Below are 19,270 nucleotides of genomic sequence, written 5' to 3'. Positions count from 1 at the left end.
CCCACGCGCACGTGCGGATTGGATATGATGGCGCCCGCCGGCTTGCATCGGCTTCGGCTTCGGCATCGGCTTCGGCTTCGGCTTCGGCTTCGGCTTCGGCATCGGCATCGGCCTGCGAGCCGCAACAACGACAACAACGAACGCAAATCATCACCACACGAAAGGAGACCGCCTCATGACGCCAATCACGCCCATGACGCCTCGCGCCCGCCATCTTCCCCGCCGTACCGTTCGCGGCATCGCGCTCGCCGGCCTCGCCACCGCCATGCTCGGACTGCCGAAACCCGCCAGCGCCGCCGACTATCCGACCAAGCCGATCCGCTTCATCGTGCCCTACGCCGCGGGCGGCACCACCGATCTGGTCGCACGCACCGTCGGCCAGCGTGTCGGCGAAAAGCTGGGCCAGCCCGTGGTGATCGAGAACCGGCCGGGCGCCGGCGGCAATATCGGCATGGAGGCCGTGGCCAAGGCGGCGCCGGACGGCTATACGATCGGCTTCGGCGCGATTTCTACCAATGCGCTGAACCCGCATATCTACAAGGCGATGCCCTTCGATCCGCGCCGCGATTTCACCGCGGTGAGCTTGCTCGGTACGTCGACCATCGTGCTGGAGGTCGGCAATCAGCTGCCGGTCAAGACCGTCGCCGAGCTGGTGGCGTGGGCCAAGCGCAATCCCGGGCTGACCTACGCGACCGCGGGCACCGGCACCTCGATGCATCTGGCCGGCGCGATGTTTGCGCAGATGACGGGCACCAGCCTGACCCACGTGCCGTACAAGGGCAGCAGCCCGGCAATCAACGACATGCTGGGCGGACATATCCCCGTGATGTTCGACAACCTGCCGGCCTCGCTGCCGCATATCCAGGCCGGCAAGCTGCGCGCGCTGGCGGTGGCGGGCAGCACGCGCTCGCCGGCATTGCCCAATGTGCCGACGCTGGCCGAGGCGGGACTGGCCGGCTATTCGGTCGAGCCGTGGTTCGGCGTGTACGGGCCCGCCGGCATGCCGGCCGACATCGTGCAGAAGCTCAATGCGGCGTTCGTCGAGGCGCTGGGCAGTGCGCCGGTGCGCGACAAGCTGGTGCAGGCCGGCTTCAACCCGAAGTCGTCGAGCGCCGCCGAGCTGCAAGCGCTGACGCAGGCGGAATACGAGAAGTTCGGCAAGGTGGCGCGCAGCGCGAATATCACGGTGGATTGATTGCGCCAATGCGGTGATGAAGCCCGGACATCGACACGCCCGTCGCGTACCTGTATATTTATACAGTCCATTTCGGCCCCGACGAACGACGTCAACGAAGGGCCTCACCGAAATGGCGCGATCCCCTGCAGTTATCGATGCCCGCCGCTGTTACTGCCACTCCGCCCAATTCTTCCGCCATCGCCCAGGACCGGCTCCCCGCTTCGCCGTGCGGGGAAGTCGGGCCAGTGGTGGCGGCCGACGACGAACCGCGCTACATCGTCGCGGTCCGCACGCTTTGCGAATTCACCGCCCGCGCCGGCGATCTGGACCTGCGGTTCACCCCTTCGCCGACCGCGCTGGAGGGCGTGGCGGGCCATGCCACCGTGACGTCCCGCCGGCCTGCCGGCTATCGGACCGAAATCGCGCTGAGCGGTGACTTCGGTCCGCTGCGCGTGCGCGGCCGTGCCGACGGCTACGATCCGGCGCTGCGGCGGCTCGAGGAAATCAAGACCGTGCGCGGCGATGCGGCCGAGGTGCCGGCCCATCATCGGCATCTGCATTGGGCGCAGGCCAAGGTCTACGGCTGGCTGATGTGCCAGCGCGAAGATCTCGAAGACATCGAGATCGCGGTGGTCTATTTCGATATCGTCAGCGGGCGCGAGCGAACCGAGGCGCAGCGCTTTACCGCGGTGGCGCTGCGCGACGGCTTCGAGGCGCAATGCCGTGCCTTCATCGGCTGGGCCGAGCAGGAGCTGGCGCATCGCGCCGAGCGCGATCTGTCGCTGGAGGCGCTTGCCTTTCCGCATGCCGGATTCCGGGCCGGCCAGCGCGAACTCGCCGAATCGGTTTATCGCGCGAACCTCTCCGGCCGCTGCCTGCTCGCGCAGGCGCCCACCGGCATCGGCAAGACCGTCGGCACGATCTTCCCCGCGCTGAAGGCGATGCCGAAGCAGAAGATCGACAAGCTGTTCGTGTTGTCGGCCCGCTCGACCGGCCGGGCGCTGGCGCTGGAAGCCGCACGCGGGCTGGCCGCGCAGCGGGAAGCGATGCCCCTGCGCGTGCTGGAGATGGTGGCCCGCGAGAAGGCCTGCGAATATCCGGGGCGTGCCTGCCACGGCGAAGCGTGTCCGCTGGCGCGCGGTTTCCATGACAGGCTGCCCGCGGCGCGTGCGCAGGCGGCGCAGCGGACGATGCTGGACCGCGGCCACATCCGCGAGATCGCGCTGGCCCACGACATCTGCCCGTACTACCTGAGCCAGGAAATGGCGCGCTGGAGCGATGTGGTGGTGGCCGACTACAACTACTACTTCGACCGCACGGCGCTGCTGCATGCCTTTGCGCTGCACGACGGCTGGCGCGTCAGCGTGCTGGTCGACGAGGCCCATCAATTGCCGGAGCGGGCGCGCGACATGTACAGCGCCACGCTCGATCAGGCCGAATTCCGCGCGCTGCGGCGGCAGGCGCCGGTGGAGCTGCGCCGCGCGTTCGATCGCGTCGGCCGCCAATGGAATGCCGCGGCGAAGACGTTGGCCGGCGACTATCGGGCCGAGGCGAAAGTCCCGGCGCCGTTGCTCGATGCCTTCGAAGGGCTGTGCGCTGCGTTGCTGGAACGGTTCACGGAGCGGCCCACCGAGCAGGACCCGGCGCTGCAGCGCTTCTATTTCGATGTGCTGCAATTCTGCCGGCTCGCCGAACAGATCGGTCCGCATTCCGTGTTCGACATGACGCGCATGCCGGCGCGCGGCGCGCACGGCAATGTCCGTCTGGGGGTACGCAACCTGGTGCCGGCGCATTTCCTGCGGCCGCGGCTGGCGGCTGCGCATTCGGTCTCGCTGTTCTCGGCGACGCTGGCGCCGGCCTCCTACTACGCGGATATGCTGGGCCTGCCGGAGCGATGGGTCTGGCACGAGGTGCCGTCGCCCTTCCAGCCGGACCAGCTGCGCGTTCGCGTCGCGTCGCATATTTCGACCCGCTTCGCGCATCGGCAGCGCTCGCTGCCCGATATCGTCGAACTGATCGCCGCGCAGTATCGCGACAGTCCGGGCAACTATCTCGCGTTCTTCAGCAGCCACGACTACCTGGGCGATGCGCTGGCCCTGTTCGCGCAGCGGCATGCCGATATCCCGATCTGGTCGCAGGCGCGCGGCATGGACGAGGGCGAGCAGGCCGAATTTCTCGCCGCCTTCCAGCCGGGCGGCCGCGGCGTGGGTTTTGCCGTATTGGGCGGGCCTTTTGCCGAGGGCGTCGATCTCCCCGGCGACCGCCTGATCGGCGCCTTCGTCGCCACGCTTGGCCTGCCCCAGTTCAATCCGGTCAACGAGCAGCTGCGCAGCCGGCTGGAGGACACGTTCGGCGACGGCTATGCCTACGCGTACCTGTATCCAGGCCTGCGCAAGGTCGTGCAGGCGGCGGGCAGGGTGATCCGCACCAGCGAGGACCGCGGCGTGGTGTATCTGATCGACGACCGGTTTGCGCAGCGGTCGGTGCGGGAGTTGTTGCCGAGATGGTGGCGGGTCGATGCGTAATTCGGGAGCGGCAATGCGCATGCTGGTGTGCCTAAGAAGGCATTAGCATTCGGTTTGCTCTGGATATACAATTTCCAATGTATATCCAAGGAGAAAGCCATGCAGGTAGCGAAGTGGGGTAACAGCTTGGCTGTGCGTCTGCCGTCCAGCGTCGTGGAGGCGCTCGAATTGCGTGAAGGTGACGACATCGAGATTGTGGTCGATGACCCGCGGACCTTCGCTGTCCGAAAAAAGCCCGGTGCCGATGTGTTGCTGGAGCGGGTGAGACAGCTGCGTGGAAGGCTGCCAGCTGACTTCAAGTTCAGTCGGGATGAGGCGAATGAGAGAACCTAAAGGCAGCGCGTTCATTGATAGCAACGTCGTTCTTTATTTGCTGTCGGAGGACGCCAGGAAAGCAAACCGTTCTGAAGCCTTGCTGAGGACGCGGCCGATGATCAGCGTTCAAGTGCTGAACGAGGTGACCAGCGTATGCGTCCGAAAGCTGGATATGGCTTGGCACGAGATCGCGGACCTGGTGGACGCGGTGAAAAGTTTTTGCACTGTGGTCCCACTCACAGTCGATATCCACGACTCTGCACGGCGACTGGCTGAACGGCATGGCTTCGCGTTCTACGATGCCTGCATCGTCGCTACCGCTTCCATGAGCGGATGTCAGATCCTGTACACAGAGGACATGCACGACGGGCTGATCGTCGAGGACGGCCTGACGATACGGAATCCTTTTCTCTAGGCTGCCGATTGCCCGCTACGCCAGCGCCGCGATGGCCATCACGATCCCCGCGACGGCAAGCATGCCCACGACCGCAACGAGCTCGAACTCGTACCACGCTTCGCGCCGCAGTGGCGAGGCAGGATATCGCCCCAGCGTGACGATCTTCAGTACGAGCCAGCCCGGCCAGTAGAGGACGAACTGGAACAGCACGTACATCGCGAACCGCGCCACGAACCCGATGACCGACTCCATTGGCCATGCCCCGCTTGATGGTGGAATGGCCGCATTCCAAGCGGGGCGGCCGGTGCGTCAAGCCGCCATGGGGTAGCCATCAAGCCGCCGCATACGCCGTCTTCACCGTCGTATAGAACTCCTGCGCATACCGCCCCTGTTCGCGCGGACCATAACTCGATCCCTTGCGTCCGCCGAACGGCACGTGGAAATCCACGCCGGCGGTCGGCGCGTTGACCATCACCATGCCGGCCTGCGCGTGGCGCTTGAAATGCGTCGCCAGCTTCAGCGAGGTGGTGCAGATGCCGGCGGACAACCCGAATTCGGTATCGTTGGCGAGCGCCAGCGCTTCCTCGTAGTCGCGGGCCGCGATCACCGCGGCCACCGGCCCGAAGATCTCCTCGCGCGCGATCCGCATGTCGTTGCTGCACTCGACAAACAGCGCCGGGCTCAGGTAGAAGCCGTCCTTGCCGAGCGACAGCCGTTCGCCGCCGCACACCAGCCGCGCGCCTTCGGCCTTGCCGATGGCGATGTAGCGCTCGTCCTGTTCGAGCTGGCGCGCGTCGACCACCGGGCCGATCTGCGTGCGCGCATCGCGGGCGTCGCCGACCACCAGTGCCGCGGTCCGCTCGGCGAGCCGGGCAACGAAGCGGTCGTGGATGCCCTGTGTGACGATGATGCGGCTCGACGCGGTGCAACGCTGGCCGGTCGAATAGAACGAGCCCTGCAGCGCGACTTCGACCGCAAGCTCGAGGTCGGCATCGTCGGTGACCACCAGCGGATTCTTGCCGCCCATCTCCAGCTGGAACTTCGCCATGCGCTGGCAGGCCTGCGCGGCGATGCTGCGCCCGGTGGTCACCGAGCCCGTGAAGCTGATCGCGTCGACCTGCGGATGTTCGACCATCCGCTGGCCGACATCGCGTCCGCGGCCGAGCACCAGATTGAACGCCCCGGCCGGCAGGCCCGAGCGGCTCAGGATCTCCGCCAGCGCCCAGCTCGAACCCGGCACCAGCTCCGCGGGCTTGAACACCACGCAATTGCCGTAGGCCAGCGCCGGGGCGATCTTCCACGCGGGAATCGCGATCGGGAAGTTCCACGGCGCGATCAGCGCGACCACGCCGATCGGCTCGCGCGTGATCTCGACACCGATGCCGGGGCGCACGGACGGCAGCACCTCGCCCGCGGTACGCAGCGCCTCGCCAGCGAAGAACTTGAAGATCTGCGCGGCGCGCACCACCTCGCCGGTCGCCTCGGGCAGCGTCTTGCCTTCCTCGCGCGCCAGCAGGTCGCCCAGCTCGGCGCGGCGCTGCAGCAGCTCGTTACCGACGAAATCGAGCACATCGAAGCGCTGCTGCGGCGTCGACAGCGACCACTTGCCGAAGGCCTGCCGCGCGGCGCGGACCGCCTGGTCGACTAGGGCGGCATCGCCCTGCGCGTAGTGGTCGATGATGTCCGACACATCGGACGGATTGACGTTGGCGCTGCTGTCGTTGCCGGCGACCCATTCGCCGGCGATGTAGTGCGATTTCACGGTAGCTTCCTTGTTCAACGGATCGGCGCTGCGGCATCGACGTCGCCCCGGCGAAGACGGGAACCCAGCGGCTTGCGCAGACGCTGGATTCCCGCCGGCGCGGGAACGCCGGCGATCACTCCTTCTCGATGCCGGCGGTGCGGATGATGCGGCCCCAGCGGTCGAGTTCGGCGAGCTGGAAGCGGCCCAGCTCCTCGGCGCTCGACAGCGCGATTTCCTGGCCGCTCTGCTCGACGACCTGCCGCACGCTCGGCGTGGCCAGCGCGCGATGGACCAGTTCGCTCAGGCGTTGCACCACCGGCTGCGGGGTATTGGCGGGCGCATAGAGCGCGTTCCAGTAGCCGGCCTCATAGCCGGGCAGCGTGTCGGCGATGGTCGGCACATTGGGCACCAGTGCCGAGCGCTTGGGACCGCTGAAGCCCAGCACCCGCAGCTTGCCGGAGCGCACCTGCGGCAGGCTGGCCGGCAGGTCGACGATCATCAGGTCGGTCTGGCCCGCGACCAGGTCCACCACCGCAGGCGGATTGGCCTTGTACGGGACGTGGGTCATCTCGGTGCCGCTCATCTGCTGGAACAGTTCGGCGGCGACGCGTGCCGACGAACTGCCCGAACCGTAGGTCAGCTTGCCCGGCTCCTTCTTCGCCAGGGCGATCAGCTCGGCGACGCTGTTGGCCTTGACGTTCTGATTGACGACCAGCAGCTGGTAGCCCTTGGTCAGCATCGAGACGGGCGTGAAATCCTTGATCGGGTCGTAGGGCAGCTTCTTCAGCAGATGCGGATTGGCGGCCTGCGTGGTGTTGGTCGTGATGAACAGCGTATAGCCGTCGGGGTTGGCACGCGCCACGGTCTGGGCCGCGATGCCGCCCATCGCGCCGGCGCGGTTCTCGATCACCACGGCCTGTCCGGTCAGCCGGGTCACCTCGTTGCCCAGGGCGCGGGCCAGGCCGTCGGTGGCGCTGCCGGGGCTGGAGCCGATGACGATCGTGATGGGACGGGCGGGATAGGTTTCCGCGAGCGCGCCGCCAGTCAGCGAGGCAAAGGCGCAGAAGGCAAGCAGGGTGCGACGAAATGGCATCGATAGTCTCCAATGAAGTTTCTTGTAGTGGGACGCGGCACGTCCCCTCACTGCGCAGCGGGCAGTCGCCCGCGATGAAATCAGCGTGCGAGCCCCCAGCCGGACATCAGCTCGTGCAGGCGGCGCTGCTGGGCCTCGGTCAGCGGCCACGCCGAGGGCGGCCGTGCGGCGCCGCAGTCGTTGCCCATCAGTTGCAGCGCGGCCTTGACGACCGTGACGTTGGTGCCGTTGTTTTCCTGGGCGCGCAGATCCTCGAAGGGCAGCATCTCGCCGATCAGGCGCATCGCCAGCGCATGGTTGCCGTCTTCCAGCGCGCGGTGGATCGCCACCGAACGCTCGGGCATCACGTTGATCAGGCCGGAGGTAAAGCCGCGTGCGCCGACCGCATAGAAGGGCGGCGCCCAGACCTCGGCCAGTCCGCCGACCCAGGCCAGCCCGCGGTCGGCGGTGCGGCGGATCGCTTCGGCCAGCATCATCGGCGTTGGCGAGGCCCACTTGACGCCGATGACTTCGGGAATGCGGCACAGCGCTTCGATGGCGGCCAGGCCGATGTTGTCGTTGCGCAGATAGAGCACCAGCGGCAGGCCCTGGCCGGCAGCGGCGATCTTCTGCACATAGGCGACCACGCCGCGCGGCGCGACAAAGGGATCGGGCGGCTGATGGACCATCAGCGCGTCGGCGCCGGCTTCGCGGGAGGCGCGGGCCAGCGCGCAGGCTTCGTGGACGCTGCGTCCGACGCCGGCCAGCAGCGGCACCCGGCCGGCCACGTATTCGGCGGCGACATGGACCATGCGCACCGCCTCCTGCTCCCGCAGGCCGTAGAACTCGCTGGTATTGCCATTGGCGACCAGCACATGCACGCCGGCGCCGACGGCCCGGTCGACTACGGCCGAAAGCGGACCGGGCGAGACGGTATCATTCGCGTCGAACGGCGTGACCAGGATTCCGGAAATGCCATTGAGCGCCTCGCGCAGCGCGGAACCTTCGAAAGTCGCCACTTGAACTCCTGATGGAATGGACATGAGAGGCGCTACTGTAGAAAGCCCCCGCTGCTGCCGTCCAATCCAAACTGGCGATTACCCAATTCAAGATTTGAATCGTGTTCCAGCTATCCCATCTGCGCAGCTTCGTGGCCGTCGCGACCGAATTGCATTTCGGCCGGGCCGCGGCCTTGCTGAACATGACGCAGCCGCCGCTGACGCGGCATATCCAGCTGCTCGAACATGAGGTCGGGGTGCAATTGCTGGACCGCTCGGGCGGCGGGGTTCGCCTGACGCCGGCGGGCGCGATCTTCCTGCGCGAGGCCGAGGACATCCTGCGGCGCAGCCAGGCGGCCAAGCTGGCCGCGCGCCGGGCGATGCGCGCAGATGCCGGTAGCGTATCGATGGGGTTCATCCCGGCAGCGAGCTTCGCGCTGCTGCCGCAATTGCTGGGCGCGATCCGCGCGAGCCTGCCGGAGGTCCACGTGTCGCTGCGCGAAATGCAGACCGACGCGCAGCTCGAGGCAATCGCCGCCGACCGCATCGAACTGGGCCTGGTGCGCCCGTTTGCGCCGCGCAGCTTCGTCGAATCGGCGCCGCTGCTGCGCGAGCCCTTCGTGCTGGCCGCGCCGGTTGGGCATCCGCTGCTGCAGGCCGAACGCCTGCCCCTGTCCGCGCTCGAAGGCCAGCCCTTCATCGAGTTCTGCCGCTCCGAATCGCGCTATCTGTACGAGATCGTCGCCGGCCGGCTGCGCGCCGAGGGCGTGGCGCCCGACACGGTGCAGACGCTCAGCCATACGCATTCGATCCTGTCGCTGGTCGACGCCGGCATGGGGGTCGCGCTGGTGCCCCAGTCGGCATGGCGCCTCGGCTATGCCGGCGTGCGCTTCCGCCCGATCGACGACCAGGTCGGGCTCGATGTCGAACTGCATCTCGTTTGGCGAAAGGGCAATCCGCATCGGGTGGCGGCGGCCGTGCGGGGGGTGCTGGAGCGCAAGTCACCGCCGGGTTGAAAAGCAGCGCGTATTGCCGTGACCGCAGAAGTGCGCGGTTGGTACCGATCGGTCTGATGGCTCCCCAATGTCGCTTTATTGTTCCGATGGATCAGGAACAATGGGTGCGAGTTCCGGTCCTGTCGCCTTACTTCGGTAAAATCAGGAACTAAGAAATATCCGACATCATCTGGCTCATTATTCCTTATAATTGCGGAACAATGTGCTACATTTTACACATCGGGTCGTATTGTTCCGTGAATGTCGGAACTATGAAATAGTGACGGCGCGCCTATGTGTGGTCTGCACGGCAACGGAACGTTAATCATGGTGAGAAAACTACCTCTGCCCGACGAGTCCCTAAGCCCGGTCGTGGAAACTCTTGACTCGCTCGGTTCGCTGGTGCGTAGCCAGCGCGCACGGGGCCAGTTGCGAATCGACGATGCGGCCGATTTGCTGGGGGTGTCGAAGGACCTGCTGTCCCGTCTGGAGAACGGCAGGTCCGTCAGCCTGGACAGCCTGATGAAGGTGCTGGACGGTTTGGGCCTGAAGATGCTTGTCGTTCCCAAGGGCGACGCCTTGCTGGTCGAGGAGCAGCTGGCCGAGCGCGCCGCAAATTCCACTGACAAAGGCAGCGCATGACTTACTCACTCCGCGTGGTTTCGCAGCAGGCGACCGTGGGCCGCCTGACTTACGAGCCCCGCCAAGGCCTGGCTGGCCGTTACGCGTTCGCGTACGACCCAGGCTGGCTTCGCCGCAACGATCGATTTCCGCTTTCCCCGCACCTGCCCCTGCGTGGGGAGCCCAGCGATCCCGATACGGTCGCGCGTTTTCTCGCCAATCTGCTGCCCGAGGGCAGGGCGCTGGAGGTCGCCGCTGCGCATCATCACATCGCGAAGTCGAATACCTTCGCCCTGATCCGCTTGCTCGGCAAGGAGCCGGTTGGCGCGTTGAGCTTCGTGCCGGAGGACGAGCCCTCCCCGGACCCGGCAGAGCAGCACACCGCGTTCATGCCGGAAAAACGCCAGATCTCGCGGGAAGAACTGAATCAGCGCATCGCCGATCGCAATCGCGATGTGCCCTTTCCTGTCTGGGATGGCAGGGTCAGGCTCTCAGTCGCCGGATTCCAGGACAAATTGCAGGTGCTGGTGGAAGGGGACCGCATTGCGCTGGCGGACGGCCGACTCAGTTCTACCCATATCCTGAAGCCGGAGTCCATCAATGCGAAGTGGGAGAGCCTGGTCGCGAACGAACACTATTGCATGAGGCTCGCCGCCGAGATGGGCCTGCCCGTTGCACCCGTGCAGATATGGCGGATTCCTGCGCCGATACTGCTGATACAGCGTTTCGATCGCGTCGTGACATGGGATGCCGCCGACGGAGAGACGGTACGGGATGTGCGACGGTTGCACGTCATCGACGGGTGCCAGGCGATGGACCTGCCCGTGGGCTACAAATACGAGCGCAACTTCGGCAGCACGAAGGACGTTATGCATGTCCGGGATGGAGCCAGTTTCGAGAAGCTGTTTGCCCTGAACCGTTTTTTCGCCGTGCCGGCCATGGCGCGCGCGTTCATGTTGCGCTGGGCGCTGCTCAATGTCCTGCTTGGCAACTGCGACGCGCACGGCAAGAACATCTCGTTTTTTGTCAGCGCGAAGGGCATCAGCCCGGCACCGCTGTACGACCTGGTGTCTGTGGGTGTCTATGGCGATGCGGTGGAGCAGGAGCTGGCCATGGCGTATGGCGACGAATTCCAGCTGGAAGCGCTGACGCCGTTCGCGATGGCGGACTTCGGCAGCCGCATCGGCGTCAAGGCGTCCCTGTTGCAGCGGGAAATGACCCGGATGGCCCAGGCGGCGACCAATCTTGCGCCGAGGCTCGCGGAATCGGATACCTATGTTGGGCAGGAGCGTGAACTCGTGCGGCGCATTGCGGAATTTGTGCAAGCGCAGGCGCGGCGCATGGCTCAGATCGCAACGCAAGTACGCCGCGTGAAAGCCGATCTCCTCTGAAACCCGAGCCGGAGTCGTTCTTCAGAACACCCCCAGCGCCAGCCCGCCGGCGAGGCCTTCGCCGAGTTCCGCGCAGCGCGCGAGGTCGTCGGCCCCGATCTGCTTCGGTGCGAGGATGCGCTCCGGCGTCTGCGCATGCGTGCAGACGATCAGCCCGGGCGCCACGGAGCGCAGGCGCCAGCCGGTGGCGATGCGGTCGAGCTGGCGCAGCGCGTTCTGGCCGTCGCTGCCGGCGCAGATCATCGCGGCATAGGGGCGGCCATTGACGCGGTCGAGCACCGGGTAATAGCAGCGGTCGAAGAAGTCCTTCATCAACCCTGACATCGCGGCCAGGTTCTCCGGCGTCGCGAACAGATAGCCGTCGGCCTTCAGCACATCGTCGGGTTGCGCCTCGGTGGCGCGCAGCAGCCTGACCTCGACGTCCGGCTGCGTCCGCGCGGCGTTGGCCGCGGCTTCGGCCATCTGCTGCGTGCCTCCGGTCATCGTGTGGTAGACGATCAGCAGCGTCTTCATCGGTGCTTGTGTACGGGTATGTATGCGGGCATCTGTGCGGGTATCTGTGCGGGTATCTGTGCGGGAATTTATGCCGGTATGGGTTCCGGCCCTCGATACGAGGGCAATGTAGCACGCCGTCTCCGGCGTGCCGTGCCGCGCGGACGTCAGCGCGACGATGGCGCCTCGGCCGCCCCTCCGACGGGAAAGGCGGACTGCGCGACCTGGCGGAAGTGCCGTCCCGCCGGGGTCTCGGTTTCGTCGCAATAGGCCAGTGCCAGCCCGATGGCTGCGGCACCGGGCATGTCGTCCACCGGAATACACACCAGCCGCTCGTTGGCGAAGCGATGCATGATCGACGGCACCAGTGCGATGCCAAGCCCGCTCTCCACCAGCGCCATCACGGTCTGGATCTGCGTCGCGATCTGCGCGATGCGGGGCTGGAAGCCGCCCAGCTGGCAGGCGGTCATCGCGGCGGCGTGCAGCCCCGAGGCTTCCTCGCGGGCGTACATCACGAAGCGCTCGCCGGCCAGCTCGGACAACGTCAGCGATCGGTGCCCGGCCAGCGGATGATGGCGCGGCAGCGCGGCGACGAAGCGGTCGTGCTCCAGCGGAGCCAGCGTGATCCTGCCGGCCTGCAGCAGCGGGATGCGCACCAGGCCGACGTCCAGCGCCTCGTCCTCGAGCTGCTTGACGATCGATGCCGAGGTGGCCTCCTTCAGCGTCAGTTCCACCGCGGGATACTCGGCACGAAAGTGCGACACCAGTTGCGGCAGCAGGTGATAGGTGGTGGAGCCGACGAAACCGATACGCAGTGTTCCGCCCATGCCGCTGGCCGCGGCGTGCGCCGCCTCGCGGAAATGGCCGGCATGGAACAGGATGCGCCGCGCCTCGCCAAGCGCTGCGTGGCCGCTCGGCGTCAGCGTGACACCGCGCGTCTCGCGCACGAACAATTGCGTTTCCAGCTCGTGTTCCAGTTTCTGGATCGAAACGGTCAGCGCGGGCTGCGCGATATGCAGCCGTTCGGCGGCGCGGCGAAAGTTCAGCGTTTCCGCGAGAACGACGAAATGCCGGATGCGTCGGAAATCCATGGGGCAGGGCGGCGCGCGGGCAGTGGCGAAGCCCACATCTTACCGATCGCCGCTGCCGCGCCCGCCGCTCAGCTTCGGGACGCCGGTTTCCGTTTCTCGAGGAAGGCCGTCACCGCCTGCCGGTGCTCCTCGGTCTGGTGGCACATCGCCTGGAAGGTCGCGGACATTTCCAGCAGCGTGTCGAGCCGCGTGTGCATCCCCTCGCGCAGCAGCCGTTTGGCCAGGCGCACCGCTTGCGGCGGATTGGCGGCAATCGCCTCGGCCAGCCGCATCGCGGTCGGCAGCAACTGGTCGGCCGGCACCACCTGGGATACCAGGTTCCATTCCAGCGCCCGCGCGGCATCGATCGGCAGGCCGGTGAAGATCATTTCGGCGGCGCGCGACAGGCCGACGATGCGCGGCAGCAACCAGGCGCCGCCATCGCCGGGAATGATGCCCAGCCGCACGAAGCTCTCGGCGAATTGCGCGGTCTCGGATGCAATGCGCAGATCGCACATGCAGGCCAGGTCCAGTCCGGCGCCCATGGCCGGGCCGTTGACCGCGGCAATCACCGGCACCTCCAGATTGAACAGCGCCAGCGGCAGCCGCTGGATGCCGCGGCGATAGTCGCGCCGGATCTCCATGCCGGGCACCGTGCCCGACGCCTGGCGCTCCATGTCGCGGATGTCGCCGCCGGTCGAGAACACGGTGCCGGCGCCGGTCAGGATCACCGCGCGCACCGAGTCGTCGCCATCGATGCGGTCCACCGCTGCCACCAGTTCGGCCACCGCGGTGTTGCCGGTCAGCGGATTGCGGCGTGCGGGCTCGTTCAGGGTAAGGGTCACGATATGACCCTGCTGCGCATAGTCCAGGAACTGGCTCATGGTGGTCCTCGTTCGGTGGGTTGCCGACGGCGGTCGTCGTCGCCGTGGTTGTCGTCGTCGGTGTCGGTGTCGTTGTCGGTCCGCGCTATTGCTTCGGAATGCCGGCCCGCGTCGCCGCGTCCGACCATTTGCGGATCTCCGCCAGCTGGAAGCGCCGCAGCTCGGCGGCGTTGCCGGTGAAGACATCCCAGTTGGTGCGGGCGAAGAACTCGGCGGTCTCCGGCGCGGCGTTGATTTCCAGCAGCAGCTTCTCCAGCTTCTCGACCACCGGGCGCGGCGTCTTCGCCGGCGCGAAGGCCGCGGTCCAGTTGACCATGAAATAGCCGGGGAAACCGCTCTCCTGCAGCGTAGGCGTATTCGGCTGCGTGGCCAGCCGTTTTTCGCTGGTCACCGCCAGCAGCCGCAGCTTGCCCGCCTGCAGCAGCGGCAGCACCGCGCCATAGTCGGCGAAGGCGAAATCGACCTGGCCCGCGGCGACGTCGGTCAGCGCCGGCGCCGCGCCCTTGTAGGGGACGTGGTTGGCCTTGATTTGCCCCTGCGTCAGGAACAGTTCCGTCGCGATCTGATAGGACGCGCTGCCGGCGCCGTAATTGAGCTTGCCCGGCTGCTGGCGGGCATGCGCGACCAGTTCGGCCACCGTATGGAACGGTGAGGCCGGATTGACCACCAGCGCCATCGCGCCCACGCCGAGCCGTGCGATCGGCGCCAGTTCCACGACCGGATCGTAGGGCAGCTGGCGGAACATCGCGACATTGGTCGCCACCGGCGAATTGCTGGCCAGCAGCAGCGTGTAGCCGTCAGGCTCGGCGCGGGTCACGGTCTGCACCGCGATGAAGCTGTTGCCGCCGGGCCGGTTCTCGACCACCACCGACTGGCCGGTCTTTTCCTCGAGCTTGCGGGCCACGTAGCGGGCGGTGGAATCGGTGCCGCTGCCCGGCGGAAACGACACGACGAGACGGATCGGCCGGTTCGGGTAGTCGGCTCGCGCCGGCGCGGCAACGCTCAGCGAAAGCGCGGCGAGGCAGAGGGCGGCGGCCAGCAGCCGGCCCGGGCGGGTCATCAGCATGTCTCTCTCCAGTCGGCGCCCCGTCATGGCTGCGAGGCTCGAGCGCAAGGCTAAGAGACACTTCCGCGGCGTGTCCAATATGAATTCGGCGCGAGGCGATATACAAAACTTATCGCTGCGTCCCCCATCCCGGCGCTCCTGCCGGGCCCACTGCGATAAACGATCGCTATCAATCGATGGCGATTCGATATTGGACGCCGCGCGTACGCCTTCACTACGCTTGCCGCATTCGCATCTCCGATCGCATCCCCGATCGCAGCCCGATCGCAGCCCGATCGCAGCGCAATCGCAGCGCAATCGCAGCGCAATCGCAGCGCAATCGCAGCGCAATCGCAGCCACAGGAGACCACCGGTGAAAGGCGCACTGGCACATATCAAGGTTCTGGACCTGACCCGCATTCTGGCCGGCCCCTGGGCGACGCAGAACCTCGCCGACATGGGCGCCGAAGTCATCAAGGTCGAGCGTCCGCGCGTCGGCGACGATACGCGTGCCTGGGGCCCGCCGTTCCTGAAGGACGCCGAGGGTCGGGAAACCGCCGATTCGTCGTACTTTCTCAGCGCCAATCGCGGCAAGAAGTCCATTACCGTCGATCTGGCCGTGCCCGAGGGTCAGCAGATCATCCGCGAGCTGGCGCGCGAGGCCGATGTGGTGGTGGAGAACTACAAGGTCGGCACGCTGGCGCGCTACGGCCTGGGCTACGACGACCTGCGCGCGCTGAATCCGCGCCTGGTCTACTGCTCGATCACCGGCTTCGGCCAGTCCGGCCCCTATGCCGCGCTGCCCGGCTACGACTTCGTGTTCCAGGGCATGGGCGGGCTGATGAGCATCACCGGCCTGCCGGACGGCGAGCCCGGCGGCGGGCCGATCAAATCGGGCATCGCCATCACGGACCTGCTGACGGGCATGTATGCGAGCACCGCAATCCTGGCGGCGCTGGAGCATCGCAATGTCAGCGGCGAAGGGCAGTACATCGACATGGCGCTGCTCGACTGCGTGGTGACCATCAACTCCTACCAGGCGATCAACTACTTCCTGTCCGGCATGATCCCGCAGCGGATGGGCAACGCGCATTCGAACATGGTGCCGTACCAGGTGTTCCGCTGCCGCGAGGGCGACGTCATCGTCGCGGTCGGCAACGACGCGCAATACCGCGCGCTGTGCGAGGTGATCGGCCGCCCGGAACTCGCCACGGACCCGCGCTTCACCTCCGCCGGCCAACGCAACCGCAACCGCGACGCGCTGATTCCGCAGATCGCCGAAGCGATGCTGACGCGCACGATGACCGAGTGGGTGGAACGCATGGAGGCGGCCAACGTGCCGTGCGGGCCGATCTACAACATGCAGCAGGTGTTCGAGGACGAGCAGGTGCGCCATCGCGGCATGCAGCTGTCGCTGCCCCATGGCGCAGGCGTGCAGGCCCCGGGGCTGGCCAATCCGATCCGGCTGTCGGCCACGCCGATCCAGTACGAACGCGCCGCGCCGACGCTGGGCGAGCATACCGAGGCGGTGCTGCGCGACAAGCTCGGCTTCGACGACGCGCGACTCGACTCGCTTCGCGCCAAGGGCGTGATCTGACCCATGGACCTGAAGGCGGACTGACGTCATGCAGACCATCGGATCGCTGGACGAACTGCGCGCGGCGGTCGGCGCGCCGGCCGCGGTCAGCGGCTATTTCACGCTCGATCAGCGCACCATCGATACGTTCGCCGAACTGACGCAGGACCGGCAGTGGATCCACGTCGACCCGGTGCGCGCGGCGGCCGAATCGCCGTATGGCTGCACGATCGCCCACGGGCTGCTGACGCTGTCGATGGTCACCGCCGCATTCGAGCAGTGCTACCGCTTCCCCAATCGCAAGCTGTCGCTGAACTACGGCTTCGACCGCGTCCGCTTCACCGGCGCGGTGCCGGCCGGCTCGCGGCTGCGTGGCACCTTCGCGCTGCAGCGGATCGAGGACGTGCGGCCGGGGGAGGTGCGGTGTTTCTGGCAGGTCGAGCTGCAGGTCGAGGGCGCGGAGCGGCCGGCGATGGTGGCGACCTGGCTGATCCAGATGCGATATTGACGCCATCGAGGCCAGTGAAGCCGATCACGCCAATCACGCCAATCACGCCAATCACGCCCATCACGCCCATCACGCCCCTCACGGCATCGGACGTGTGAGGCCTGGAAACCACCATGAAGCTGCCAAACATGGAACGCATCGGAGCCAGACGCAGTGTCCAGCCTTCTCGATAACTTCGTTCGTGCGAGCCTGCCGCCCGAGGCGGAGGCCTTCCGCACCGAAGTCAAACGCTTTCTGGCCGAACAGCTGCCCGACGTGCCCGCCGATCGTCGCGCGCGGTCGTGGATGGGGTTCGACGCGGCCTTCAGTCGCCGGCTGGCGGCACGCGGCTGGGTCGGCATCACGCTGCCGCCCGCATACGGCGGCGCGGGGCTGGATCCGTTCCGCCGTTTCGTGCTGGTGGAGGAATTGTTGGCCGCCGGCGCCCCGGTCGCGGCCCACTGGATCGCCGATCGCCAGAGCGGTCCGCTGATTCTTCGCTACGGCAACGAGGCGCAGAAGCGCCGCTATCTGCCGGCGATCTGTCGCGGGGAGAGCTTCTTCTGCATCGGCATGAGCGAGCCCAACTCGGGCTCCGATCTGGCCAGCGTGCGCAGCCGCGCGACTCGCACGGCCGGGGGCTGGACGCTGAACGGCCAGAAGATCTGGACCACCAATGCGCCGCACTGCCGGTACATGATCGCGCTGGCGCGCACGTCTGGCGTGCCGGAGGACAAGCAGAAAGGGCTGTCGCAGTTCATCGTCGACCTGTCGTTGCCAGGCGTCACCGTGCGGCCGATCGAGGACCTGACCGGCGACGCGCACTTCGCCGAGGTCGTATTCGACAACGTGCCGCTGGGCGACGATGCGCTGATCGGCAACGAAGGCAGCGGCTGGGAACAGGTCAATGCCGAACTGGCCTTCGAGCGCAGCGGTCCGGAACGGATCTATTCGAGCGTGGTGCTGCTGGACCTGTGGGCGGCGCGCCTTCGCCGCGATGGCGCGACGCCGGAGCAGCAGGCGCTGCTGGGCCGCTTCTGCGCGCAGCTGGCCCCGCTGCGGCAGATGTCGATCGCGGTGACCGCGCGGCTGGCGGCGGGCGAAAGCCCGGTGGCGGAGGCCGCGTTGGTCAAGGACCTGGGCACGACGCTGGAGCAGCAGATTCCGGCCGCGCTCGAGGCCGTCATCGCCGGCGATCCGCGCACCCTTGCCGACGCGGAGTTGTATCGCACCGTGAGCTATCTGAGCCAGATCTCGCCGACGTTCTCGCTGCGCGGCGGCACGCGGGAAATCCTGCGCGGGATGATTGCCCGCAGCCTGGGACTACGTTAGGGCGTTAGGGCGTTAGGGCGTTGGAGCGTTAGGGCGTTGGAGCGTTAGGGCATTGACGCGTCAGGGCGCAAGGACCTCAGGCGCGAGGAGAGACCACCATGTTTGTCGAAGCGATCGAATCGATTCTGCAGGATGCCTGCACGAGCGCCGCGGTGCGGGCCATCGAGGACGGCGGCAGCCCGCGGGGGCTATGGGACGCCATCGCGGATGCCGGATTCGTGGAGCTGCTCGTGCCCGAGCAGGACGGCGGCGCCGGCCTGGCACTGTCCGAGCTCGCGGCCGTGCTGATTGCCATGGGGCGCCATCCGCTGCCGGTGCCGCTGGCGCAGTCGGTGGTCGCGCGGGCGTTGCTGCGCCGCGCCGGGCTCGCCGTTCCGCCGGGAATGATCACGCTGGCACAGGCCGGCGCACGCGAAGCCGATGGCGGGTTGGTGTGCCCGATCACGCCGTACGGTGCGATCGCCGACCACGTGGTGCTGGGCCTCGACGACGGGCTGTTGCTGCTCGATGCCGGCGCGGCGAGCCGTATTGCCACCGGCGTGCACCGCGACCAGGCCGCGACGCTGCGCTGGCCGGCGCAGTCGGTGCCCGAGCCCGTGCCGGCCTCCGGTGCCGACGTCGGGGCATGGGGCGCGGCGCTGCATGCCGCGCTGATCGCCGGCGCCGCGCGTCGGGTGTTCGATCTCACGCTGCAATACTGCAATGACCGCACGCAGTTCGGCCGCGCGATCGGCAAGTTCCAGGCGGTGCAGCACCAGCTCAGCGTGATGGCCGAACTGGTTGCCGCCAGCCATATCGCCGCGCAGATCGCCTTTGCCGGCGATGGCGACCAGCCCGACCGCGTTGCGGCGGCCGTGGCGAAGGCTCGCACCAGCGAGGCCGCCGCGAGCATCGCCGCCGCCGCGCACGCCTTGCACGGCGCGATCGGCATCACCGAGGAATACGATCTGCAGCTGCTGAGCCGGCGACTGCATCAATGGCGGATGGCCCACGGCTCCGAGGCGTTCTGGGAGCCGGTGGTTGGCGCGGCCTGCCTGGCGTCCGGACACGCCACGGTGGTGGACTTCATTCGTGCGGTGACGGACTGCCCCGCACACTGACGTCGCCGCCGACTGCCGACCGCCGACCGCCGACTGCCGACTGCCGACT

The 19,270-nt window shown here is 67.2% G+C and carries 19 protein-coding genes; 11 read left to right on the top strand and 8 right to left on the bottom strand.

Going from position 1 to position 19,270, the window contains the following annotated elements; genetic code table 11:
- The first annotated feature begins 175 nt into the window (after positions 1-175).
- The 4 genes from K7G19_RS03565 to K7G19_RS03550 all read left to right on the top strand — a co-directional run bounded on the left by K7G19_RS03565 (position 176) and on the right by K7G19_RS03550 (position 4,432).
- Positions 176-1,195, top strand: coding sequence for a Bug family tripartite tricarboxylate transporter substrate binding protein (locus K7G19_RS03565; protein ID WP_370639472.1), 1,020 nt, complete (start codon positions 176-178; stop codon positions 1,193-1,195).
- Positions 1,196-1,332: 137 nt separating this feature from the next.
- Positions 1,333-3,702: an ATP-dependent DNA helicase gene (locus K7G19_RS03560; protein ID WP_255650602.1), complete on the top strand. Its 2,370-nt coding sequence runs from the start codon at positions 1,333-1,335 to the stop codon at positions 3,700-3,702.
- 99 nt (positions 3,703-3,801) lie between these two features.
- Positions 3,802-4,035: an AbrB/MazE/SpoVT family DNA-binding domain-containing protein gene (locus tag K7G19_RS03555; RefSeq protein WP_149316020.1), complete on the top strand. Its 234-nt coding sequence runs from the start codon at positions 3,802-3,804 to the stop codon at positions 4,033-4,035.
- Positions 4,022-4,432 carry a PIN domain-containing protein gene (locus K7G19_RS03550; RefSeq protein ID WP_150083870.1) on the top strand — a complete coding sequence of 137 codons (411 nt, stop codon included), beginning with the start codon at positions 4,022-4,024 and terminating at the stop codon, positions 4,430-4,432. Before K7G19_RS03555 ends, K7G19_RS03550 begins: the two co-directional genes overlap by 14 nt.
- Positions 4,433-4,447: 15 nt before the next feature.
- Here the strand turns inward: K7G19_RS03550 and K7G19_RS03545 are convergent, their stop codons facing one another.
- From K7G19_RS03545 to K7G19_RS03530, 4 genes are all read right to left on the bottom strand, one after another.
- Complete coding sequence (locus K7G19_RS03545) at positions 4,448-4,666, bottom strand: hypothetical protein (protein ID WP_223129656.1); 219 nt, start codon at positions 4,664-4,666, stop codon at positions 4,448-4,450.
- A 79-nt stretch (positions 4,667-4,745) separates the two neighbouring features.
- Positions 4,746-6,176 (bottom strand): aldehyde dehydrogenase family protein, encoded by a 1,431-nt coding sequence (locus tag K7G19_RS03540; RefSeq protein ID WP_150083871.1) that lies wholly within the window; start codon positions 6,174-6,176, stop codon positions 4,746-4,748.
- Between the two features lie 115 nt (positions 6,177-6,291).
- A complete protein-coding gene (locus K7G19_RS03535; protein ID WP_226105808.1) occupies positions 6,292-7,251 on the bottom strand; it encodes a tripartite tricarboxylate transporter substrate binding protein in 960 nt (319 codons plus the stop codon).
- A gap of 80 nt (positions 7,252-7,331) precedes the next feature.
- Positions 7,332-8,249, bottom strand: coding sequence for a dihydrodipicolinate synthase family protein (locus K7G19_RS03530; protein WP_226105807.1), 918 nt, complete (start codon positions 8,247-8,249; stop codon positions 7,332-7,334).
- Positions 8,250-8,350: 101 nt separating this feature from the next.
- Here K7G19_RS03530 and K7G19_RS03525 point away from each other — a divergent pair, with 101 nt between their 5' ends.
- The 3 genes from K7G19_RS03525 to K7G19_RS03515 all read left to right on the top strand — a co-directional run bounded on the left by K7G19_RS03525 (position 8,351) and on the right by K7G19_RS03515 (position 11,235).
- On the top strand, positions 8,351-9,244 hold the full coding sequence (locus K7G19_RS03525) for a LysR family transcriptional regulator (protein WP_150083874.1): 894 nt from the start codon (positions 8,351-8,353) through the stop codon (positions 9,242-9,244).
- Between the two features lie 306 nt (positions 9,245-9,550).
- The gene (locus K7G19_RS03520; RefSeq protein ID WP_150083875.1) at positions 9,551-9,865 is read left to right on the top strand and encodes a helix-turn-helix domain-containing protein; all 315 of its coding nucleotides are present in this window, start codon (positions 9,551-9,553) and stop codon (positions 9,863-9,865) included.
- Positions 9,862-11,235 (top strand): HipA domain-containing protein, encoded by a 1,374-nt coding sequence (locus tag K7G19_RS03515; protein ID WP_226105806.1) that lies wholly within the window; start codon positions 9,862-9,864, stop codon positions 11,233-11,235. Before K7G19_RS03520 ends, K7G19_RS03515 begins: the two co-directional genes overlap by 4 nt.
- A 21-nt stretch (positions 11,236-11,256) precedes the next feature.
- Here K7G19_RS03515 and K7G19_RS03510 read toward each other — a convergent pair whose 3' ends face one another.
- The 4 genes from K7G19_RS03510 to K7G19_RS03495 form a co-directional block, all read right to left on the bottom strand.
- On the bottom strand, positions 11,257-11,748 hold the full coding sequence (locus tag K7G19_RS03510; RefSeq protein ID WP_149316014.1) for a flavodoxin family protein: 492 nt from the start codon (positions 11,746-11,748) through the stop codon (positions 11,257-11,259).
- A gap of 146 nt (positions 11,749-11,894) precedes the next feature.
- Positions 11,895-12,818, bottom strand: coding sequence for a LysR family transcriptional regulator (locus K7G19_RS03505; RefSeq protein ID WP_226105805.1), 924 nt, complete (start codon positions 12,816-12,818; stop codon positions 11,895-11,897).
- A gap of 68 nt (positions 12,819-12,886) precedes the next feature.
- Positions 12,887-13,681 (bottom strand): crotonase/enoyl-CoA hydratase family protein, encoded by a 795-nt coding sequence (locus K7G19_RS03500; protein WP_149316012.1) that lies wholly within the window; start codon positions 13,679-13,681, stop codon positions 12,887-12,889.
- A gap of 85 nt (positions 13,682-13,766) precedes the next feature.
- Positions 13,767-14,741: a Bug family tripartite tricarboxylate transporter substrate binding protein gene (locus tag K7G19_RS03495; RefSeq protein ID WP_370639495.1), complete on the bottom strand. Its 975-nt coding sequence runs from the start codon at positions 14,739-14,741 to the stop codon at positions 13,767-13,769.
- 358 nt (positions 14,742-15,099) lie between these two features.
- Between K7G19_RS03495 and K7G19_RS03490 the strand changes: the two genes are divergently transcribed.
- From K7G19_RS03490 to K7G19_RS03475, 4 genes are all read left to right on the top strand, one after another.
- Complete coding sequence (locus K7G19_RS03490) at positions 15,100-16,323, top strand: CaiB/BaiF CoA-transferase family protein (protein WP_226105804.1); 1,224 nt, start codon at positions 15,100-15,102, stop codon at positions 16,321-16,323.
- Between the two features lie 28 nt (positions 16,324-16,351).
- Complete coding sequence (locus K7G19_RS03485) at positions 16,352-16,810, top strand: MaoC family dehydratase (RefSeq protein ID WP_226105803.1); 459 nt, start codon at positions 16,352-16,354, stop codon at positions 16,808-16,810.
- A gap of 153 nt (positions 16,811-16,963) precedes the next feature.
- Positions 16,964-18,121: an acyl-CoA dehydrogenase family protein gene (locus K7G19_RS03480; protein WP_226105802.1), complete on the top strand. Its 1,158-nt coding sequence runs from the start codon at positions 16,964-16,966 to the stop codon at positions 18,119-18,121.
- 98 nt (positions 18,122-18,219) lie between these two features.
- The gene (locus tag K7G19_RS03475) at positions 18,220-19,221 is read left to right on the top strand and encodes an acyl-CoA dehydrogenase (protein WP_226105800.1); all 1,002 of its coding nucleotides are present in this window, start codon (positions 18,220-18,222) and stop codon (positions 19,219-19,221) included.
- The last annotated feature ends 49 nt before the right edge of the window (positions 19,222-19,270 follow it).

It is taken from the genome of Cupriavidus sp. DB3 (genome assembly GCF_020418465.1).
Classification (GTDB): Bacteria; Pseudomonadota; Gammaproteobacteria; order Burkholderiales; family Burkholderiaceae; genus Cupriavidus; species Cupriavidus cauae.
The sequence above is the reverse complement of the archived record's forward strand: the minus strand, read 5'-3'. Positions and strand labels throughout refer to the sequence as shown.